This window comes from Streptomyces sp. BBFR25, from assembly GCF_044590125.1.
In the GTDB taxonomy this organism is placed as follows: Bacteria; Actinomycetota; Actinomycetes; order Streptomycetales; family Streptomycetaceae; genus Streptomyces; species Streptomyces canus_D.
This window is the reverse complement of record NZ_CP172447.1, coordinates 7525347-7544128: the sequence shown is the minus strand read 5'-3', so window position 1 is coordinate 7544128 and position 18782 is coordinate 7525347. Positions and strand designations below refer to the sequence as shown.

General features: G+C 72.3%; 19 protein-coding genes and 1 tRNA gene. 7 read left to right on the top strand and 13 right to left on the bottom strand.

Features of this window, described 5'->3' with window-relative positions:
• Nucleotides 1-52: 52 nt before the first annotated feature.
• A complete protein-coding gene (locus ACGH52_RS33795; protein WP_059297228.1) occupies nt 53-1132 on the top strand; it encodes a hypothetical protein in 1080 nt (359 codons plus the stop codon).
• Nucleotides 1133-1293: 161 nt separating this feature from the next.
• Here ACGH52_RS33795 and ACGH52_RS33790 read toward each other — a convergent pair whose 3' ends face one another.
• Nucleotides 1294-1968 carry a glutathione S-transferase C-terminal domain-containing protein gene (locus ACGH52_RS33790; RefSeq protein WP_121704110.1) on the bottom strand — a complete coding sequence of 225 codons (675 nt, stop codon included), beginning with the start codon at nt 1966-1968 and terminating at the stop codon, nt 1294-1296.
• 166 nt (nt 1969-2134) lie between these two features.
• Nucleotides 2135-2208 (bottom strand) — tRNA-Pro (locus ACGH52_RS33785).
• Nucleotides 2209-2343: 135 nt separating this feature from the next.
• Here ACGH52_RS33785 and ACGH52_RS33780 point away from each other — a divergent pair.
• Nucleotides 2344-3330 carry a bile acid:sodium symporter family protein gene (locus ACGH52_RS33780; RefSeq protein ID WP_121704111.1) on the top strand — a complete coding sequence of 329 codons (987 nt, stop codon included), beginning with the start codon at nt 2344-2346 and terminating at the stop codon, nt 3328-3330.
• A gap of 199 nt (nt 3331-3529) precedes the next feature.
• Here the strand turns inward: ACGH52_RS33780 and ACGH52_RS33775 are convergent, their stop codons facing one another.
• From ACGH52_RS33775 to ACGH52_RS33755, 5 genes are read right to left on the bottom strand one after another with little or no spacing between them, the layout of a single operon-like run.
• Nucleotides 3530-4480 carry a catechol 2,3-dioxygenase gene (locus ACGH52_RS33775; RefSeq protein ID WP_076977492.1) on the bottom strand — a complete coding sequence of 317 codons (951 nt, stop codon included), beginning with the start codon at nt 4478-4480 and terminating at the stop codon, nt 3530-3532.
• On the bottom strand, nt 4461-5585 hold the full coding sequence (locus ACGH52_RS33770) for a 4-oxalomesaconate tautomerase (RefSeq protein ID WP_399944930.1): 1125 nt from the start codon (nt 5583-5585) through the stop codon (nt 4461-4463). The genes ACGH52_RS33775 and ACGH52_RS33770 overlap by 20 nt, the downstream gene beginning before the upstream one ends.
• Nucleotides 5582-6289 (bottom strand): 4-carboxy-4-hydroxy-2-oxoadipate aldolase/oxaloacetate decarboxylase, encoded by a 708-nt coding sequence (locus ACGH52_RS33765; RefSeq protein ID WP_121704113.1) that lies wholly within the window; start codon nt 6287-6289, stop codon nt 5582-5584. Before ACGH52_RS33765 ends, ACGH52_RS33770 begins: the two co-directional genes overlap by 4 nt.
• Nucleotides 6286-7038: a PIG-L deacetylase family protein gene (locus ACGH52_RS33760; RefSeq protein ID WP_399944927.1), complete on the bottom strand. Its 753-nt coding sequence runs from the start codon at nt 7036-7038 to the stop codon at nt 6286-6288. The genes ACGH52_RS33765 and ACGH52_RS33760 overlap by 4 nt, the downstream gene beginning before the upstream one ends.
• 60 nt (nt 7039-7098) lie before the next feature.
• Complete coding sequence (locus ACGH52_RS33755; RefSeq protein WP_076977489.1) at nt 7099-7749, bottom strand: GntR family transcriptional regulator; 651 nt, start codon at nt 7747-7749, stop codon at nt 7099-7101.
• Between the two features lie 180 nt (nt 7750-7929).
• On the opposite strand from ACGH52_RS33755, the gene ACGH52_RS33750 reads away from it, so the two are divergent.
• Both ACGH52_RS33750 and ACGH52_RS33745 read left to right on the top strand, forming a co-directional pair.
• Entirely contained in the window at nt 7930-8283 is a 354-nt protein-coding gene (locus ACGH52_RS33750) for a cupin domain-containing protein (protein ID WP_076977488.1), read from the top strand.
• Between the two features lie 125 nt (nt 8284-8408).
• A complete protein-coding gene (locus ACGH52_RS33745) occupies nt 8409-9572 on the top strand; it encodes a Gfo/Idh/MocA family protein (protein ID WP_399944922.1) in 1164 nt (387 codons plus the stop codon).
• Nucleotides 9573-9584: 12 nt separating this feature from the next.
• Here the strand turns inward: ACGH52_RS33745 and ACGH52_RS33740 are convergent, their stop codons facing one another.
• Entirely contained in the window at nt 9585-10631 is a 1047-nt protein-coding gene (locus ACGH52_RS33740; RefSeq protein ID WP_399944919.1) for a LacI family DNA-binding transcriptional regulator, read from the bottom strand.
• Between the two features lie 132 nt (nt 10632-10763).
• Here ACGH52_RS33740 and ACGH52_RS33735 point away from each other — a divergent pair, with 132 nt between their 5' ends.
• The gene (locus tag ACGH52_RS33735; RefSeq protein WP_121704117.1) at nt 10764-11927 is read left to right on the top strand and encodes a phytanoyl-CoA dioxygenase family protein; all 1164 of its coding nucleotides are present in this window, start codon (nt 10764-10766) and stop codon (nt 11925-11927) included.
• 68 nt (nt 11928-11995) lie between these two features.
• Nucleotides 11996-13000, top strand: coding sequence for a Gfo/Idh/MocA family oxidoreductase (locus ACGH52_RS33730; RefSeq protein ID WP_193777855.1), 1005 nt, complete (start codon nt 11996-11998; stop codon nt 12998-13000).
• A 40-nt stretch (nt 13001-13040) separates the two neighbouring features.
• On the opposite strand, the gene ACGH52_RS33725 is transcribed toward ACGH52_RS33730, so the two are convergent.
• The 5 genes from ACGH52_RS33725 to ACGH52_RS33705 form a co-directional block, all read right to left on the bottom strand.
• Nucleotides 13041-13454: a VOC family protein gene (locus tag ACGH52_RS33725; protein WP_399944915.1), complete on the bottom strand. Its 414-nt coding sequence runs from the start codon at nt 13452-13454 to the stop codon at nt 13041-13043.
• Between the two features lie 115 nt (nt 13455-13569).
• Nucleotides 13570-14472, bottom strand: coding sequence for a sugar phosphate isomerase/epimerase family protein (locus ACGH52_RS33720; RefSeq protein WP_399944912.1), 903 nt, complete (start codon nt 14470-14472; stop codon nt 13570-13572).
• 2 nt (nt 14473-14474) lie between these two features.
• The gene (locus ACGH52_RS33715; protein ID WP_076977482.1) at nt 14475-15458 is read right to left on the bottom strand and encodes an ATP-binding cassette domain-containing protein; all 984 of its coding nucleotides are present in this window, start codon (nt 15456-15458) and stop codon (nt 14475-14477) included.
• Between the two features lie 7 nt (nt 15459-15465).
• Nucleotides 15466-16542, bottom strand: a complete 1077-nt coding sequence (locus ACGH52_RS33710) for an ABC transporter permease (RefSeq protein ID WP_059297100.1) — start codon at nt 16540-16542, stop codon at nt 15466-15468.
• The gene (locus ACGH52_RS33705; RefSeq protein ID WP_059297101.1) at nt 16542-17564 is read right to left on the bottom strand and encodes a sugar ABC transporter substrate-binding protein; all 1023 of its coding nucleotides are present in this window, start codon (nt 17562-17564) and stop codon (nt 16542-16544) included. The genes ACGH52_RS33710 and ACGH52_RS33705 overlap by 1 nt, the downstream gene beginning before the upstream one ends.
• A 252-nt stretch (nt 17565-17816) precedes the next feature.
• Here ACGH52_RS33705 and iolC point away from each other — a divergent pair, with 252 nt between their 5' ends.
• A complete protein-coding gene (iolC, locus tag ACGH52_RS33700; RefSeq protein ID WP_121704121.1) occupies nt 17817-18779 on the top strand; it encodes a 5-dehydro-2-deoxygluconokinase in 963 nt (320 codons plus the stop codon).
• Nucleotides 18780-18782 lie beyond the last annotated feature (3 nt).

Here is an 18782-nt window from a genome sequence, read left to right as displayed (position 1 = left end):
AGTACCCCCCGACTCAGGCGCCGGGACCGGGCCGGACGGCACCCTGATGACCATGACCGCACGCTACTGCTCGCTCGCGCAGCAGCCTGCCCCCGTGCTCGCACCGGGGCTGGCCGCCGAGCGCGTCGCCGCGCTCGTCGGCGGGCAGCGGATGTGGGTCAACGGAACCGTGCTGCACTACTGCTTCCTCGGCGGCGACACCGACACCTCGGTGGTCCCGATGCCGGGCACCGGGCGGCCCCGGCGGGGATCGTGGGTGGGGACCGAGGAGCAGCGGGACGTGGTGCGCGACTGCTTCCGGGAGTGGCGGGACCTCGGCATCGGGCTCGACCTCGAGGAGGTCCGCGACCGGTCGGAGGCGGAGCTGCGCATCGGCTTCCAGCCCGGCGACGGGTCCTGGTCGGCGGTGGGCAAGGACGCACTCGTGGTCGGTCTCAACGACCGTACGATGAACTTCGGGTGGGACCTGACCGCACCGGGCGAGCGGGCGACCGCCCTGCACCAGATCGGGCACGCGCTCGGCATGCTGCACGAGCACCAGAGTCCGTTCGCGGGCATCCTCTGGGACGACGAGGCCGTCTACAACGAGCTGGCGGGCCCGCCCAACCACTGGAGCCGGGAGCGGACCTTCCACAACATCCTGCGCAAGCTCGACGACGACGAGGCCAACGGCCCGGTCTGGGACCCGCAGTCGATCATGGAGTACCCCTTCCCGTCGGGGCTGATCCTGGAGCCCGAGCACTACCGCTCCGGCCTGCGCCCACCCGGTACGCTCTCCGCCGCCGACAAGGAGTTCGCCCTGCGCTGGTACCCGCCCACCGGCCGGCCCGGTCCGCTGGTGCCGTTCCGCTCGGTGCCGTTGGGTCTCGGGCCCGGCGAGCAGGCCGACTTCCGCGTGGACCCGCCGGAGACCCGCGAGTACACCGTGGGCACCTTCGGTGACAGCGACGCCGTCGTCGTCGTCTTCGAGGAGCGGGACGGCGTGCCCCGCTACTTCGCCGGACAGGACGACGGAGGGACCCCCCGCAACGCCACGATCAAGGCCCGTTTCGTCAAGGGCCGCCGCTATGTCGTCCGGGTGCGCCTGTACTCCTCGTGGGGTGCGGGCGAGACGGCGGTCATGTACTGGTGACCGCGCGGCTCACGAGCACCCGGGCGCCGTGGCCACGGACCGGCGCCGGGGGCCGGCCGCGGCGCGCGCCGCCTTCGGGGGAGGGCGACACGCGCCGCGGCACACGCCGTGTCCGCCGCTGGGGGGCGGCGGGCACGGCGACTTCCTGACGACACGTCGCGTCAGGTGGCGCCGCCCGCGAGGGAGCGGCCGAAGGCCGGGTGGGCGGTCAGGCGCCTCAGGTGGGACCACAGGGCGGGGTGGTCGTCCGCGCGCCGCGGGGTGTCGTGTCGGACGAGGGCCGCCCACACCTCGACGTCGGCGGCGGTGAGCCGGTCGCCCACGACGTGGGAGTGCGTGCTCAGGCGCCGCTCCAGCAGGTCCAGCACGCCGGGCAGCGCCGCGGGCTCGGCGGCCCCGGCACACAGCTCCTCGACGGCGGCGATCTCCGCCTCGGCGCCGCGGGGGTACAGCACCGGACCGGCGGCGGGGGTGAAGGACCGGGCGAGGTCGCGCATGATGTCGCGCGCGTGCGTGCTCACGATCCGGCCGGACCAGCCGTCGCTGAGCACCGGCGCGACGGCCGGACCCCGGTAGTGGTGGGCGCTCGCCTCGTACAGCGGTCGCAGGGCGGCGTATCCGCCGTCGGGACAGTCGGGGCGCGGGGCCAGGAGGGTCACCGGACAGATCTCGTCCAGGCCGAGGAGGCGGTGCACGACGGCGATGCCCAGACAGTCGTCGTGGCCGGGCGAGAGGTGGAGGCGGTAGCGGCGCGGCACGGCGTAGTGCCCGCTGCTCGGGTCGCGGCCGATCCGGCCGCGGAAGTCGGGGGCAGGGACGAGCGGTGTGACGGTCATGGTTCTCCCCGGAGTTTCCCTACCTAATCACTAGGATTACTCGGGAAGTGTCGGCCGGTGCCGGAGACCCGTCAAGAGGGTGTCCGCCCACCAAGAAGCGGCGGGGAGCAGGCCCCACGAAAAAGGGCCCCCGCGAGCTTCCGCCCGCGAAGACCCTTCACCACCGTCGGGACGACAGGATTTGAACCTGCGACCCCTTGACCCCCAGTCAAGTGCGCTACCAAGCTGCGCCACGTCCCGGTGTGCGATCCGCGTGTACCGTGATCGCGCTGGTCAAGCCTACCCCATCCGCGCGGTGGGGCGCGGGACCGGATGGGATGATCACATCGCGAGACGCCTTTGCGTCACGCCTTCCGGCAGGCGTTACCTCGCACGGTGCGAACCGAAAGAACCGCGAACAGCGAACGCGACGAACGCCACGAACACCTCCGCGACGACGGCACCGGCGACCGCTCCGCGCGGCGCGCGGTGACCGTCTTCCCGGTCCTCGTCCTCCTGGCCGGCGCCCTCGGCCTGCTGCTTCCCGGCAGTTTCACCGGGGGGAGCGAGGCGGTGCCGTATCTGCTGGGTGTCGTGATGTTCTGCATGGGCATCACCATGACCCCGGAGGACTTCCGCGGAGTCGTGAAGCGCCCCTGGGCGGTGGCGCTCGGACTCGCCGCGCACTACGTCATCATGCCGGGGCTGGGCTGGGCGATCGCCCACCTGCTCGACCTGCCGCCGCAGCTCGCCGCCGGCGTCATCCTGGTGGGCTGCGCGCCCAGCGGTACGGCCTCCAACGTGGTGACCTACCTGGCCCGCGGCGACGTCGCCCTGTCCGTCTCCGTGGCGACCGTGTCCACGCTGGTCGCCCCGCTGGTCACTCCGCCGCTGACACTGCTGCTGGCCGGCGAGTACCTCCCGGTGGACGCCGGGTCCATGGTCACCGACATCCTCAAGACGGTGCTGCTGCCGGTCCTCGCGGGCGTCGTCGTACGGCTGCTCGCGGGACGGCACGTGCAGCGGGCGCTGCCCGCGCTGCCCTGGCTGTCCGCGCTGACGATCTCCGTGATCGTGGCGATCGTCGTGGCGGGCAGCGCGGACGCCATCAAGTCGGCGGCGGGGCTGGTGTTCGTCGCCGTCGTCCTGCACAACGGGCTCGGACTGGCCCTCGGCTACGGCGCGGGGCGCCTCGGCCGGCTGGGCGAGCCCGGCAGCCGCGCCATGGCCTTCGAGGTCGGCATGCAGAACTCCGGCCTCGCCGCGTCGCTGGCCACCGCGCACTTCAGCCCCCTGGCGGCGCTTCCCGCGGCGGTCTTCTCCGTGTGGCACAACGTGTCCGGTGCGGTGGTGGCCGCGTGGTTGTCGCGGCGGGGGCGGTGAGCCGGCCTGCGGCCGGCTGAGCAAGGCGGGCCGTTTCGCCGGGGGCTGCTGTCCGGCCACGGGTGCGTCGTGGCTGGTCGCGCTCACCCGGCGGAGCCGCACAATGTCACAGCCCCGCGCCCCTTCGGGGCGCGGCCGACGGTGGGCCGCGCGGGCGGACGCGCCCGCCCGCCTCCTGTGCGAGAGCTGTCGGGACCGGTCAGTCGACCGGCGGGGTGCCGTGGGTGTGGAACGACTCGATCGTCTTCAGGCCCCAGGCCTGGCCCTTCCTCCGCTCCTCCTCGGTCCAGGTGATCAGCGGCCAGTCCGGCGCCAGCACCAGGCGGGTGAGCGGGTTGCACAGTTCGACGCGGTTGCCGCCGGGCTCGTAGACGTAGAGGAAGAAGGTCTGCTGGACGGCGTGCTTGTGCGGGCCCGTCTCGATGAACACGCCGGTGTCGATGGCGAGATCGGCGGCGCGCAGGATGTCCTCGCGGGTGTCGGCGGCGAACGCGATGTGGTGCAGGCGCCCGGCGGAGCCGGTCCAGTCCTCGGTGTGGACGACGTCGTACGACTTGTTCGTGAAGGTCAGCCAACGGGCCGCGATCTTCCCGGAGTCGAGCCTGATCTGCTCGGTGGGCCGGGCGCCGAGGAGCCGTTCCTGGAACTCGGCGCTCGCGAGCACGTCGGCGGCGAGGAAGTTGACATGGTCCAGGCGGCGTACGCCCACGCCCCGGTTGGGTTTGGCCTGCGGCTGGTTCTTGAGGGCCGGCCTGAGTTCCTCGGGTGCCCGGTAGTGCTCGCTCTCCCAGTACAGGGCGTGCTCGTGTCCGTCGGGGTCGGTGGTGACGTAGAGCTTGCCGAGGCCCGGCTCGTCCTCCACCCAAGTGCCGGGCCGCCCCGCCGCCTCCAGCGCCGCCACCCTGCGCCGCAGCGCCTCCTCGCCGGATGTGCGCAGCGCGAGGCGGCCGAGGCCGGGTCGGTCGCGGGCGGTGAGGACGAGGCTGTGGTGTTCGTAGTCGTCCCAGGTGCGCAGGTAGACGGTGTCGCCGTCCCGGCCGTTGACCGTCAGGCCCAGGTAGTCCGTGAAGAAGGCGACGCTCGCGTCCAGGTCGGGCGTGAAGAGCTGGGCGTGGCCCACGTGCGCGATGTCACCGAGCGGCGGAGTCATGGTGGCCTCCAGGGCGTTGTGCGGAAAGCGGTGCCGTCGCGGTGGACCGGGGGAAGACGGTGCCGTCGAAGAGCCTGCGCGCGGTGCGTACGAGGGCCGTACGCCGGACCACGGGCGGCGGGCCGGGGTCGAGCCGGACGCCGACCTCCAGGAAGCCGGTCGGGTGCTCCACCCGGACGCGGTCGCCGGAGTCTGGAAGTTGGGCGATGCCCTCCCCCACGCCGCCGGGGACGCGCAGCCCGGCGGCCACGCTCGCCGCGCCCAGGACGCCGATGGAGGTGTGGCAGCGCACGGGGATGAAGGTGCGGGTGGTGACCGCGCCGCCGTCCCGGGGCGGGGCGAGCAGGGTCAGTTTGGGCACGGTGGTGCCCTCGACGTCGCCGAGGCCCATGAGGCGCCCGGCGGCGAGCCGGATCTCGCGGAGCCGGTCGGCGAGGGCCGCGTCCGCCTCCAGCTCCGCCGGGGTCTCGTACCCGGTGGCCCCCAGCGCGGCGGCCGGGATCAGGACGGCCGGCATGCCGTTGTCGACGCAGGTCACCTCGGTGCCGGCGACGGTGTCGCGGACGTTGCCGGTGGGCAGCAGGGGGCCGGAGCCCTGCGGGAACTCGATGACGACCGCGGCGGCGGTGCCGGGCACGCCGGATATCTCGGTGTCCCCGTCGTACGCGACGCGCCCGCCCGGGGTGGGGAAGGTCGCGACCGCCAGCTCCCCGGTGTTGAGCATGCGGACGCGTACGGACGTCTCGGCCTCCCCGGCCGGTACCAGCCCCCGTTCGACGGCGAACGGGCCCACCCCGGCGAGGATGTTGCCGCAGTTCTGCCGGTCGGTGACCTCGGGCGCGCCCACGGCGACCTGGAGGAACAGGTAGTCGACGTCCGCGTCCGGGGCGGCCGAGCGGGAGACCACGGCGACTTTGCTGGTCAGCGGGTGCCCGCCGCCCAGGCCGTCGATCTGGCGCGGGTCGGGGCTCCCCATGGTCCGCAGCAGCAGGTCGTCGCGGGCGGCGGGGTCGGCGGGCAGGTCGTCGGCGAGGAAGTAGGCGCCCTTGGAGGTGCCGCCGCGCATCAGCGTGCAGCGCACCTCCTCGGTGCCGGTGCCGGTCACGGCCGTTCCCCGGTGGTGTACGCGTCGTACGACTGGTAGGTGACCCCGAGTTCCTCGAGCTTCTCGCGCAACCCGTAGCGGTCCAGGCCGAGTTGGCCCTCCACGAAGGCGGCGCGGGTGGCGGCCTCCTTCTTCTCGCGGGCCTCGGAGTCCGCGGCGACCTGCCGGGCGCGCTCGCGCGGGACGACCACCACGCCGTCGTCGTCGGCGACGATCACGTCACCCGGGCGGATCACCTGGCCGTCGACGGCGATCGGAACGTTGACCGAGCCCCCGGTGGCCTTGACCGTGCCCTGGGCGGACACGGCGCGGGACCAGGCGGCGAAGCCCATCTCCCGCAGTTCCTGGGTGTCGCGGATGCCGGTGTTGATGACGACGCCGCGGACGCCGCGCCGCTGGAGGGCGGTGGCGAACAGTTCGCCGAACAGGCCGTCGGTGGACGGGGAGGTGGTGGTGACGACGAGGATGTCGCCCTCGCCGCACTGCTCCACGGCGGCGTGGATCATCAGGTTGTCGCCGGGCCAGCTGAGCACGGTGACCGCGGTGCCCGCGACCCGAACGCCCTGCTGCACGGGGCGGATTTCGGGGCCGAGCAGTCCGGTGCGGCCCATGGCCTCGCCGACGGTGGCGACGCCGTACCCGGCGAGTGCCTCCACGTCCCCGGCGTCGGCCTTGGGCGGGTTGGTGACGACGACGCCGCTCATGCCAGCTCCTTCGCGATCTGCGGGTACGGGCGCATGTAGGCCTCGGCCATGGTCTTGTGCGCCAGGCCCAGGTTGGGGCCCGCGTTGCGCTTGAGCTGGACGCCGCGGCGGACGGCCAGGTCGGTGTAGTAGTCCCACAGGTGCTGCTGGGCCGCGAGGCACTCCATCGCCTTGCGCTTGGTCTCCCACATCTCGGTGATGTCGAGCAGCACCTCGGGCCGGAAGCCGCTCATCTCGGGCTGGTGCGGCTCGAAGTAGAAGACGGGCGGGGCGCCGATGATCTCTCCCTCGCCCGGGTAGCCGACGGCCTGCGCGAGGACGCGCGCCTCCAGGGCCATGCGGTTGGCGGCCGGGTGGTCGCCGTTGTACGGGTCCTCGACCGGGTGGGTGAGCACGACGTCGGGCTGGGTGGCGCGGTAGACCTCGACGAGCCGGTCGGTCAGCTCCGGGGTGACGGTCAGCGGGTAGTCGCCGGCGTCGAAGAAGCGGACCTCGGCGCCGAGGGTGGCGGCGGCCTGCTCGGCCTCCTCCCGGCGCAGCGCCTTGATCTCGGCCAGCTTCTTCCCCTCCCGCCAGGCCTTGGCGGACTCGCCGCGCTCACCGAAGGTCAGGCATGCGATGGTGACCTTTTCCCCGCGCGAGGCGGCCAGCGCGATGGCTCCGCCCGCCCGCCACACGAAGTCCCCCGCGTGGGCGGTGACGACGAGGGTCGAACGGGGGACGGCGGCGGGCGCGTTGCCGTACGTCATGGGTGAATCTCCTTGGTGGACAGGTGGCGCCCGCCTCGGTGCGTGGATCAGGTGCGGGTGTCAGTCGCGCAGCGCCTCGATCACGCTGGTGAGGTGGGCCCGGACGGCCGCCTCGGCGGCCTGTGGGTCCCTGGCCTCGATCGTCTCGATCATGGCCAGGTGCTCGTTCAGGGATTGCTGCGGGCGGCCCGGTCGCAGCGCCAGCTGGAAGCGGTGCCGCACCAGTTGGGCGTTGAGCCGTTCCAGCAGTTCCACGGCGGTCAGTTGGCCGGAGAACTCCCGGATCCGGGCGTGGAGTTCGTGGTTGAGGTCCGAGTAGGTCAGCGGTTCGCCGTCGGCCACGGCCTTGCGCATCGCCGAGCCCAGGTCCTTGAGCCGGGCCACCTGCCCGTCGTCGACGGCGGCGGCGGCTTTGGCCGCGCAGAGCCCTTCGAGCACCAGGCGGCACTCGGTGATGGCCACGGCCTCCTCCACGGTCACCACCCGCACCCGTGAACCGCGGTTGCGGATGCGCTCGACGAGTCCCTGGGACTCCAGGTCGATCAGCGCGGCCCGGATACTGGCCCGGGTCACGCCGAACTGCTCGGCGAGTTCGTTCTCCACCAGCCGCTGCGCGGGGGCCATGTCGCCGCGCAGGATCGCCTGCCGCAGTTGCCCGAGCGCAAGCTGTTTGGCCTGCTCCCCGGTGCCCGGACGGGCTTGGTTCGGCATGGTTGCCCTCCCTGAGTGAGTGCCTGTCGAACGTAAATCTAGCCAGACAACATTGTCAACAATTTCGTTCGCACTACGGGCCGGCTCCCGTGCGGCCGCGACGAAGTGTCCGCCCGCCGGGCCGGATGCCCCACACCCTGTCTCCCCCGGCGCCCCGCAGGCCCTGGTTAACGTCGCAACATGACCCACAGCTTCGTTGTCCACGTCCCCGACGCCGCGCTCGAACCCGAGCCGCTCGACCCCGGCCAGATCGTGTCCGGCACCCCCGAGGTGACCGGCAAGGTGGTCTGGGAGTCGCCGGACGGGCGCCGGGTGCGCGGCGTCTGGCAGATCACCCCGGGCGTGGTCACCGACACCGAGGCGGACGAGATGTTCGTCGTGCTCAGCGGTTCGGCCACCATCGAGGTGGCGGGCGGCCCGACGCTCACGGTCGGGCCGGGCGACCTGGTCGTACTGCGCGAGGGCGACCGTACGACGTGGACGGTGCACGAGACGCTGCGCAAGGCGTACGCGATCGACCTCGGCCGGCCCTGAGGCCGGTCGTCCCGGGTCTTTCGGCTTTGTCCTGTCAAAAGGTTGACATGATGCCGACGCCCGCCGAAGGTGGCCTCGAACAGATCACGCAGCACAATCACGGACAGGTCCGAAGAGGGGCTCTCATGGTCGAGGCACTCGGTGTCGCCGTCGTCGGTTTCGGCTGGATGGGCCGGGTGCACACCCAGGCGTACGCCCGGGTGCGCCACCACTATCCGCACCTCGCGCTGCGCCCGGAGTTGGTGACGGTCGCCGAGGAGGTGCCGGGGCGGGCCGAGGAGGCCGCCGCGCAGTTCGGGTTCGCCTCGACGACCCGCGACTGGCGCGAGGTGGCGGCGGACCCGCGGGTGCACGCGGTCAGCATCACGGCGCCCAACTTCCTGCACCGCGAGATCGCCGTCGCGATGGCCGGGGCGGGCAAGCACATCTGGGTGGAGAAGCCGGTCGGCCTGTCCACCGACGACGCGCGGGCGGTGGCCGACGCGGTCGCCGAGGGCGGTGTGCAGAGTGCGGTCGGCTTCAACTACCGCAACGCCCCCGCCGTGGAGGCCGCCCGCGACCTGATCGCCGCCGGCGGGATCGGCAGCGTCACCCACGCCCGCATCCGTCTCTTCAGCGACTACGCGGCCCACCCGGAAGGCGCGCTGACCTGGCGTTACGAGCGGGAGCGCGGCGGCAGCGGGGTGCTCGGCGACCTGGCCTCGCACGGCGCGGACCTGGCCCGGTTCCTGCTCGGCGACATCGCGTCGCTGACCGCCGACACGGCGGTCTTCCTGCCGGAGCGGGCCCGCCCGGCCGCCGCCACCGCCGGACACGCACGGGCCACGGGCGGCGCGTTGGGCCCCGTCGAGAACGAGGACTACGTCAACTGCCTGCTGCGCTTCGCCTCTGGCGCCCGCGGTGTCCTGGAGGCCTGCCGGGTCTCCGTCGGCGAGCAGAACAACTACGGCTTCGAGGTGCACGGCACCACGGGCGCGGTGTTCTGGGACTTCCGCCGCATGAACGAACTGGGCGTCAGCCGCGGCACGGAGTACCAGGACCAGCCGGTCAGCACCCTGTACGTCGGCCCCGGGCACGGCGAGTTCGCCGCCTTCCAGCCGGGCGCCGCGAACGCCATGGGGTACGACGATCTGAAGGTGGTGGAGGCCCACCGCTTCCTGCGCTCGATCGCGGAGGGCACTCCGTACGGCGCCACCCTGCCGGACGCGGTGTACAGCGCGGCTGTGCTGGACGCGATGGCGCGGTCGGCGGAGCGCGGCACCTGGGTCAGCCCCGAGACGTCCGGATGACGGCGCCGCGCGTCACGCGGTCGCCGGGTCGAAGGGCGTGTCGGGCGGCATGTTGTGCGGGGTGACCACCTGGATCGCCGACGGCCGCGCCGGGCCGGCGGGCGGCAGGGCGCCGTGGGCCCGCATCACGTGGCGGCAGGCCTCGCGCAGGTCCTGGCGCAGGTCGTGGTGGAGGACGACGGACAGCCGCCGCTCGCGCAGCAGCCGGGTGTTGTCCTGGTCGAGGTCGTGGGCGACGAACACCTCGCAGGGGCGGCCGAGGTCCGCGAAGGCGCGCAGGGTGGCGATGTTGCCGCCGCCCATCGAGTAGACCGCCCGGATCTCCGGGTCGCGTTCCAGCGCGGCCCGCACCAGGTCGTACTGGGTGGCGTCCAGGCCCTGCCCCTCGGCGATCTCGACGAGGGCCCGCGCGGGGTGCCGGGCCCGCATGACACCGCGGAAGCCCATCTCGCGCTCCTCCTCGTTGCGGAAGAAGCCGCTGCTGAGGCTGGTGAGGACGTTGCCGGGGCGGTCGGCGAGCCACTGGCCCATGAGGTAGGCGGCGGTCGCGCCGGCCGCCCGGTCGTCGATGCCGACGTAGGCCACCCGGGGGCTGGCCGGCAGGTCCGTCGCCAGGGTGACGACGGGGACGCCCGCGGCGGTCAGCCGGCTCACCGCGGCGGTCACCTCGGGGACGTCCGGGGCCTTGAGGATCACCCCCTGGGAGCCGCGCCGGGCGATCCGGTCCAGGGTGCCGGTCAGCTCCCCGGCGGGGCCGGTCTCGCGGAAGTGGAAGCGGCAGCGCACCACGGCGGGGTGCAGGGCGGGCAGTTCGGCCTCCAGCGCGGCCCGCACGGCGGTGGAGAAGCGCTCCGGCGCCTGCATCACGATGTCGCACATGAACGTGCGGCCGACCAGTCGGACCTGGGTGCGCTGGCGGTCCAGGTCGGCGATGGCCCGGCGCACCTCGTACGCGGTGCTCTCGCGCACGCCACCGCGGCCGTTGAGCACCCGGTCGACGGTGGCCTCGCTCAGGCCCGCCTGCCGGGCGATCTCCCGGATCGGGAAGGGGTGCCCCATGGGACCGGCTCCTCGGCTTCGTTCGCACGGCGGTCTCTGAGGGGTTTTTGATGGCCGCCTGCTGGTTGTTCGACGCGTTTGTCAGGACAAGAATGACAGCACCGCGTCGCCCCTGTCAGCGAAAGGACGACGATGCCCGCAGCCCCCGTCCCCGCCCACCGCGCCCGGCTGTCCGCCCGCGACTGCGATCTCGGCGCCTTCCGCGCGCTCGTCGAGCAGCCGACCGACCCGGCCGCGTACCCGCGCGCCGCCGCCGTGGAGCGCAACGTCCCCGTGTACGACGCCGGTGAACTGCGCGACGACCCGGAGACGGCGGCCGAACTCGTCCACGCCCTCGCCGACGGCCCCGGCATCGTCGTCCTCGAGCGCGCCTTCCCCGACCCGGCGGTGGTCGACCGGGCCACCGCCGTGTTCGACGCGTTGATCTCCGAGCAGCGCGCCTCGGGGACCGCCGTCGGCGACCACTTCGCCGCGCCCGGGGCCAACGACCGGGTGTGGAACGCGCTGGAGAAGACGGCCCTGCGCGACCCGGAGGCGTTCGCGGAGTACTACGCCGACGACGCCCTGGCCCTGGTCGCCCGCGCCTGGCTCGGCCCCGGCTATCAGGTCACCTCCCAGATCAACGTGGTCAACCCGGGCGGCACCGCCCAGACCGCGCACCGCGACTACCACCTGGGCTTCCTGTCGAACGAGGCCGCCGCCGCGTACCCGGCGCACGTGCACCGCCTGTCCCCGGCGCTGACGCTCCAGGGCGCGGTCGCGCACTGCGACATGCCGGTGGAGTCGGGTCCCACGATGTACCTGCCGCACTCCCAGAAGTACGAGCCGGGCTACCTGGCCTGGCGGCTGCCGGAGTTCCGGGCCTACTTCGAGGCGCACCACGTGCAGTTGCCGCTGGCCAAGGGCGACGCGGTGTTCTTCAACCCCGCGCTGTTCCACGCGGCGGGCGCCAACCGCTCCGCGGACATCCGCCGCATGGCCAACCTGCTGCAGATCTCCTCCGCGTTCGGCCGGGCCATGGAGACCGTGGACCGGGAGGCGGTGGTGGACGCCGTCTACCCGGTGCTGCTGAAGCGGAAGGCCGAGGGCGTGGGCGCGCGGTGGCTGGAGCAGGTGGTCGCCGCGAGCGCGGAAGGCTACCCCTTCCCCACCAACCTCGACCGCGACCCGCCGGTCGACGGCCTGGCCCCGCCCTCCCAGGCGGACGTCGTGCGGCGGGCGCTGCGCGAGGAGTGGACCCCCGAGGCGCTGCGCGCGGAGCTGCGGGCGGGCCGGGCACGACGAGAGAGCCGGTGAACGGGGGCGTACGGGGCACGGGCCCCGGCACGGACACCCCACACCCCGAGCAAGGAGCAGCACAGCACATGCGTATCGGAATCCTCGGCCTCGGCCGCATCGGCGCCTTCCACGCCGAGACCCTCGCCGGACTCGACGCCGTCGGCTCGCTCGTCGTCGCCGACCCGTTCGCGGACGCCGCGAAGGCCGCCGCCGAGCGGTTCGGCGCCGAGGTCGCCGACTCGCCCGAGGCGGTGCTGGCCGCCGGTGTGGACGGGGTGGTGGTCGCGGCGGCGACCGACGCCCACCCGGACCTGATCCTCGCCGCCGTCGACGCCGGTGTGCCCGTCTTCTGCGAGAAGCCCGTCGCCCGCACCATGGCCGAGGGCGTCGAGGTGCTCAAGGCGATCGCGGGCCGCGACGTGCCGGTCCAGATCGGCTACAACCGCCGCTTCGACGCCGGGTTCGCCGCCGCGCGGGCCGCCGTGCGCAGCGGCGAGCTGGGCACGCTGCACACCGTGCGGTCGACCACGCTGGACCCGGCGCCGCCGCCCGCCGCGTACGTCGCCGCCTCCGGGGGCATCTTCCGGGACTGCTCGGTGCACGACTTCGACATCATCCGCTGGGTGACCGGGCGGGAGGTGAGCGAGGTGTACGCCGTCGGAGGCAACCGCGGTGCCGACTACATCAGGGAGGCGGGTGACGCGGACACCACCGGGGCGGTCCTCACCCTGGACGACGGCACGCTCGCCGTGGTCTCCAACAGCCGCCACAACGGCCGCGGCCACGACGTCCGCATGGAGATCCACGGCTTCGACGACTCGATCGCCGTCGGGCTGGAGGACAAGCTGCCGCTGCGGTCGGTCGAGGCGGGCGTGACCTTCCCGGCCGGTACGCCCCACGACTTCTTCATGGACCGCTTCGCCGCCGCCTACCGCGCCGAGCTGACCGCGTTCACCGAGGTCGTCGCCGGTGTCCGCCCCTCCCCCTGCACGGTCGAGGACGCGCTGGAGGCGGGCTGGATCGCCGAGGCGTGCACCCTGTCGCTGCACGAGCACCGGCCGGTGACGCTCGCGGAGGTGCGGCGCGGCTGAGCGGGGAACGGGCGCACGGGGCGGGTCGGCGGGCCGGGGGTCAGCTCGCCGGCTCGCTGATGTTCACCATCCAGGGGACGCCGAACCGGTCCGTGCACATGCCGAAGACGTCGCCCCACATCTGCCTCTCCAGCGGCACCTCGACCGAGCCGTCGGCTGACAGCTTCTCCCAGTAGCCGCGCAGCTCGGTCGCGTCGTCGCCGCTGAGACTCACCGCGAAGGTGTTCCCCGGCGTGTACTCCATCCCGGGCGGGGTGTCGGCGCCCATCAGGGTGAAGCCGCTCGGCGTCTCCAGCATGCCGTGCATGATCTTGTCGGTGTACGCGGGGTCCGGCACGCCGGCCGAGCCGAAGGTGTTCAGCGCCATCGTGCCGCCGAACACCTGCTCGTAGAACTCCATCGCCTGTCGGGCGTCGCCGTCGAAGCTGAGGTACGGGTTGAGACGCGAGGACATGGGTGCCTCCCGGAACGGGACGAGGTGTCAGTGCTGCGCACGCTAGCGCGCACCACCGACGACGGCCCGCCGAGCGGCGCACCGGCGGGACGCTCCCCCGCCGGCGCGGCCCGTCTCAGGCGCCGCAGGAGCGCAGGAACTTCCGGGTGCGCACCGCGATCGGCAGCGGCTTGTCCGGCTCGCAGGGGTACATGTCCTGCTCGACGATGGCGAAGAGGTCCACGCCGAGTTCCTGGGCCGCCGTGAGCACCGGGCCCAGCTCCGGCACGCCGCCCGGCGGCTCGCACATCACGCCGCGCTGCACGGCCGGGCCGAACGGCACCCCGCCCTCCCGCACCCCGGCGAGGATCTCCGGGTCGACCTGCTTGAGGTGCAGGTAGCCGATGCGCTCGCCGTAGGTCTCGATCAGCTTGACGCTGTCGCCGCCGCAGTAGGCGTAGTGGCCGGTGTCCAGGCAGAGGTTGACCAGTTCGGAGTCGGTGGCGTCGAGGAAGCGCTCGACATGCTCCTCGGTGTCGATGTGGGTGTCGGCGTGCGGGTGGACGACGATGTCCAGGCCGTAGGTCTCCCGCACCTCGCGGCCCAGGCGCTCCATGCCGCGGGTGAGGTGGGTCCACTGCTCGCCGGTCAGCTCCGGCGGCTCCAGGATCTCGGCGGTCTTGTCGTCGCGCCAGAAGGACGGGATGACGACGAGGTGCTTGGCGTCCATGGCCCGGGTGAGGGCGGCGACGCGGCTGACCTGTTCCCAGGTGGCGTCCCACTCGGAGGGGCCGCGGTGCAGGCCGCAGAAGATGGTGCCCGCGGACACCTTGAGCCCGCGCCGGGTCACCTCGTCGGTGAGCCGGGCGGGGTCGGTGGGGAGGTAGCCGTAGGGACCCAGCTCGATCCAGTCGTAGCCGGCCTCGGTGACCTCGTCCAGGAACCGTTCCCACGGCACCTGCCGGGGGTCGTCGGGGAACCAGACGCCCCAGGAGTCGGGGGCCGAGCCGACGCGGATGCGGTCGAGGGCAGAGGGCATGCTCAGGCCTTCCCTTCGGCGGTACCGGATGCGGTGCTGTCGGACGCGGCGGCGCCGGGTGCGGCGTCGGTCCTGTCGGCAGTATCGGACGCGGCGGGCTTCGCCGCATCGCCCGCGGCGTCGGGCAGCGCCTCGACGTCGACCCCGCCGACCTGCGCGAGTTCGTGCTTGAGGGCGGCGAGTTCGGCGCCGCCGGCCATGTGGTTGGTGAGCGCTTCGAGGGTGATGTCGGCGCGGGCGGCGCTCAGTTCGAGGGTGCCCAGGCGCAGCACGCTGAAGTGGTCGCCGACCATGTAGGCGTGGTGGGGGTTGTGGGTGATGAAGATGACGCCGAGTCCGCGTTCGCGGGCGGCGGCGATGTACTTGAGGACCACGCCGGACTGCTTGACGCCGAGGGCGGCGGTGGGCTCGTCGAGGATGAGGACGCGGGCGCCGAAGTAGACGGCGCGGGCGATGGCGACGCACTGGCGCTGGCCACCGGAGAGGGTGCCGATGGGCTGTTCGAGGTCGTCCAGGACGATGCCCATGTTGCGCAGTTCCTCGTCGGCGGTCCGCTTCATGCGGGCGATGTCGAGGCGGCGCACGGGCCAGGGGCCCTTGGTCATCTCCGAGCCGAGGAAGAAGTTGCGCCACACCGGCATCAGCGGGACGGTCGCGAGGTCCTGGTAGACCGTGGCGATGCCGCGGGCGAGGGCGTCGCGCGGGGTCGCGAAGCGCACGGCGTCGCCGTCGACGAGGAACTCGCCCTCGGTGTGCTGGTGCAGCCCGGAGATGATCTTGATGAGGGTGGACTTGCCGGCACCGTTGTCACCGAGCACGCAGGTCACCCGGCCGGGGTGCACAGTAAGGTCGACGCCGTGCAGGGCGCGGATGTTGCCGTAGGACTTGCCGGCGCGGCGCAGTTCGACGAGCGGGCGGTCCTGCTCGGGTGCGGGGTCGGCGAGGACGGCGCCGTGGGTGCCGGGGGCGGGGGTCTTGCTGGTCATTTCCGATTCACCTCCGGGTCGCGGCGCGGCGGACGTACAGGTTGATGAGGACGGCGCCGAGGAGCATCACGCCGAGGAACGCCTTGAACCAGTCGGGGTTCCAGCCCGCGAAGACGATGCCCTGGTTCACCATGCCGAACATGAAGGCACCGAAGACGGGCCCGATGGCGGAGCCGTAGCCGCCGGTGAGCAGACAGCCGCCGATGACGGCCGCGGCGATGTAGATCAGCTCCTGGCCGACGCCCTCGCCCGACTGCACGGTGTTGAAGGAGAACAGCTGGTGCATGCCGACGAACCAGGCGCCGAAGCCGACCAGCATGAACAGCGTGATCTTCGTGAACGTGACCGGCACGCCGACCGCGCGGGCGGACTCCTGGCTGCCGCCGACGGCGAAGATCCAGTTGCCGTACTTGGTGCGCAGCAGCACCCAGGTGGCCAGGGCGGCGAAGACCAGCCACCACACGACCGTGATCTTCACCTCGACGCCGCCGACGTCGAAGGACGAGGCGAACAGGGACTTGGCCTGGTCGAAGCCGTCCATGTCGCTGATGTCGTCGGTGGCGACGTTGCCGGTGACGAGCTTGGTGACGGCGAGGTTGACGCCCTGGAGGACCAGGAAGGTGGCCAGCGTCACCAGGAAGCTGGGCAGGCCGGTCTTCACCAGCACCCAGCCGTTGAAGGCGCCGACGGCCAGCGAGACCACCAGGGCGACGATCACGCCCATCCAGACGTTCATGGTCAGCTGATAGCTGAGCATGGCGGCGGTGAGCGCCGAGCTGACCACGGCGACACCGGCCGACAGGTCGAACTCGCCGCCGATCATCAGCAGGGCGACGGGCAGCGCCATGATGCCGATGGTGGACGACTGGTACAGCACCGTCGCCATGGAGCCGCCGTCGCGGAGCGTGGGCGCGGCGATCAGGAAGAAGACGAACACGGCGACGGCGCCGAGGAAGACCCCGACCTCGGGCCGGGCGAGCAGCCGCAGCGCCATGGGGCGCTCCCGGGTCCGCCCGTCGGTCTCCTTGGGGCCGGGGGCCGGCGGTGTGGTCACCGCCGGCTCAGCCTGACTGGCCATGCTCATCACCGGGTGCCCTTCGAGGCGAACTCGGCGACGGCCTTGACGTTGGACTTGTCGACGAAGGCCGGGCCGGTCAGCACCGGCTGCTCACCGCCGCCGCTGTAGTTGCCGTTGTTCTTGTAGAGCCACAGTCCGTCGACCGCCAGGTAGCCCTGGAGGTAGGGCTGCTGGTCGACGGCGAAGGCGATGTCGCCCTTGTCGATGGCGCCGGTCAGTTCCTTGTTGAGGTCGAAGGTGGCGACCTCGGCCTTGCTGCCGGACTCGGCCACCGACTGCACGGCGGTCATGGCGAAGGGGGCGCCGAGCGTGACGAGGTGGTCGATGTCGCCGTCCTGCTTGAGCTTGGCGGTGACGGTCGACTTCACCGAGGGCATGTCGGTGCCGTTGACGTAGAGGTTCTCGATGGACCCCTCGAAGGTCTTCTTCACACCGTCGCAGCGCTGGGTCAGACCGACGTTGCCCTGCTCGTGGATGACGCAGACGGCCTTCTTGGCCCCGTCCTCGTTGAGCCGCTTGCCGAGCGCCTCGCCCGCCACGCTCTCGTCCTGGCCGAAGAACTCCATCAGGCCGAGCTTCTTCCAGTCCGCCAGACCGGAGTTGAGCCCGACCACGGGTATGCCGGCCTTCTCCGCCTTGGCGAGGACGCTCCGCATGGCGTCCGGCTTGGCGAGGGTGACGGCGATGCCGTCGACCTTCTGGTCGATCGCGTTCTGCACCAGGTTGGCCTGGTTGCCCGCGTTCGGGTCGGCGGAGTAGACGAGCTTGACGTTGTCCTTGTCGGCGGCGGCCTGGGCGCCCTTGCGGACGATGTCCCAGAAGGTGTCGCCGGGCGCCTGGTGGGTGACCAGGGCGACCGTCATGCGGGGGGTGTTCGCCTTGCCCGCGGAGGCCCCCGAGTCGCCCTCCTCGTCGGCCTTCTTCCCGCCCGAGCTGCTGGAGCAGCCGGCGAGGGTCAGGGCCGCGGCGGCGGCGAGGGCCACGGCGGGGGCGAATCTGCGGGAGCGGGCGTGCGAAGAGCGGTCCATCTTTTCCTGCACCTCACTGTGCGACTGTGCGACGGGAGAGCCGTGTGCCAGACCCGAGTGCCAGACCCGAGAAGAATGGCTGTTGCTGCGCTGGGACCGGATACAAGTCCTTGAGACGCCCACTGTCAATACTTTGTCAAGACATCATTTCACTCACAGGTCCGAATGTAAGTACAAAGTCTTGACAGCGTCGTCCGGGAGTCATACACCTGGGAGGCGGCAGGCCCCCGCCCAGCCAAAGGAGCGTCGCACATGGCCGAGTCAGTCCCGCGTTTCGATCTGATCACGATGGGCCGCATCGGGGTCGATCTCTATCCTTTGCAGACGGGCGTACCCCTGGCGGAGGTTGAGACCTTCGGCAAGTTTCTCGGCGGTTCGGCCTCCAACGTGGCGGTCGCCGCCGCCCGGCTCGGCCGCGCCGCGGCCGTCATCACCCGCACCGGCGACGATCCCTTCGGCGCCTATCTGCACGGCGCGCTGAAGGAGTTCGGCGTCGACGACCGCTGGGTCACCCCGGTCGCCGCGTACCCGACCCCGGTGACGTTCTGCGAGATCTTCCCGCCGGACGACTTCCCGCTGTACTTCTACCGCCGCCCCAAGGCACCCGACCTGGAGATCCACCCGGAGGAGCTGGACCTGGACGCGATCCGCGCGGCCTCGGTCTTCTGGATGACCGGCACCGGACTGAGCGAGGAACCCAGCCGTACGGCGACCCTGGCCGCCCTCGCCCACCGCGCGAAGTCCGGCACCACGGTCTTCGACCTGGACTGGCGCCCCATGTTCTGGACCGACCCGGACCAGGCCCGCCCGTACTACGCCGAGGCTCTTCGGCACGCGACCGTCGCGGTCGGCAACCTGGACGAGTGCGAGATCGCCACGGGTGTGCGCGAACCCCGCGCCTGCGCCGAGGCGTTGCTGGCGGCCGGGGTGGAGCTGGCCGTCGTCAAGCAGGGCCCCGAGGGCGTCCTCGCCGTGCACCGCGACGGCCGCTCGGCAGAGGTGCCGCCGGTCCCGGTCGAGGTGGTCAACGGGCTCGGCGCGGGCGACGCGTTCGGCGGCTCCCTGTGCCACGGTCTGCTCTCCGGCTGGGAGCTGGAGCGGATCATGCGGTACGCCAACGCGGCCGGCGCCCTCGTCGCCTCCCGTCTCGCCTGTTCCTCCGCGATGCCCACCGAGGCGGAGGTCGACGACCTCCTCGCGCGAGCCACTCCCTGAACG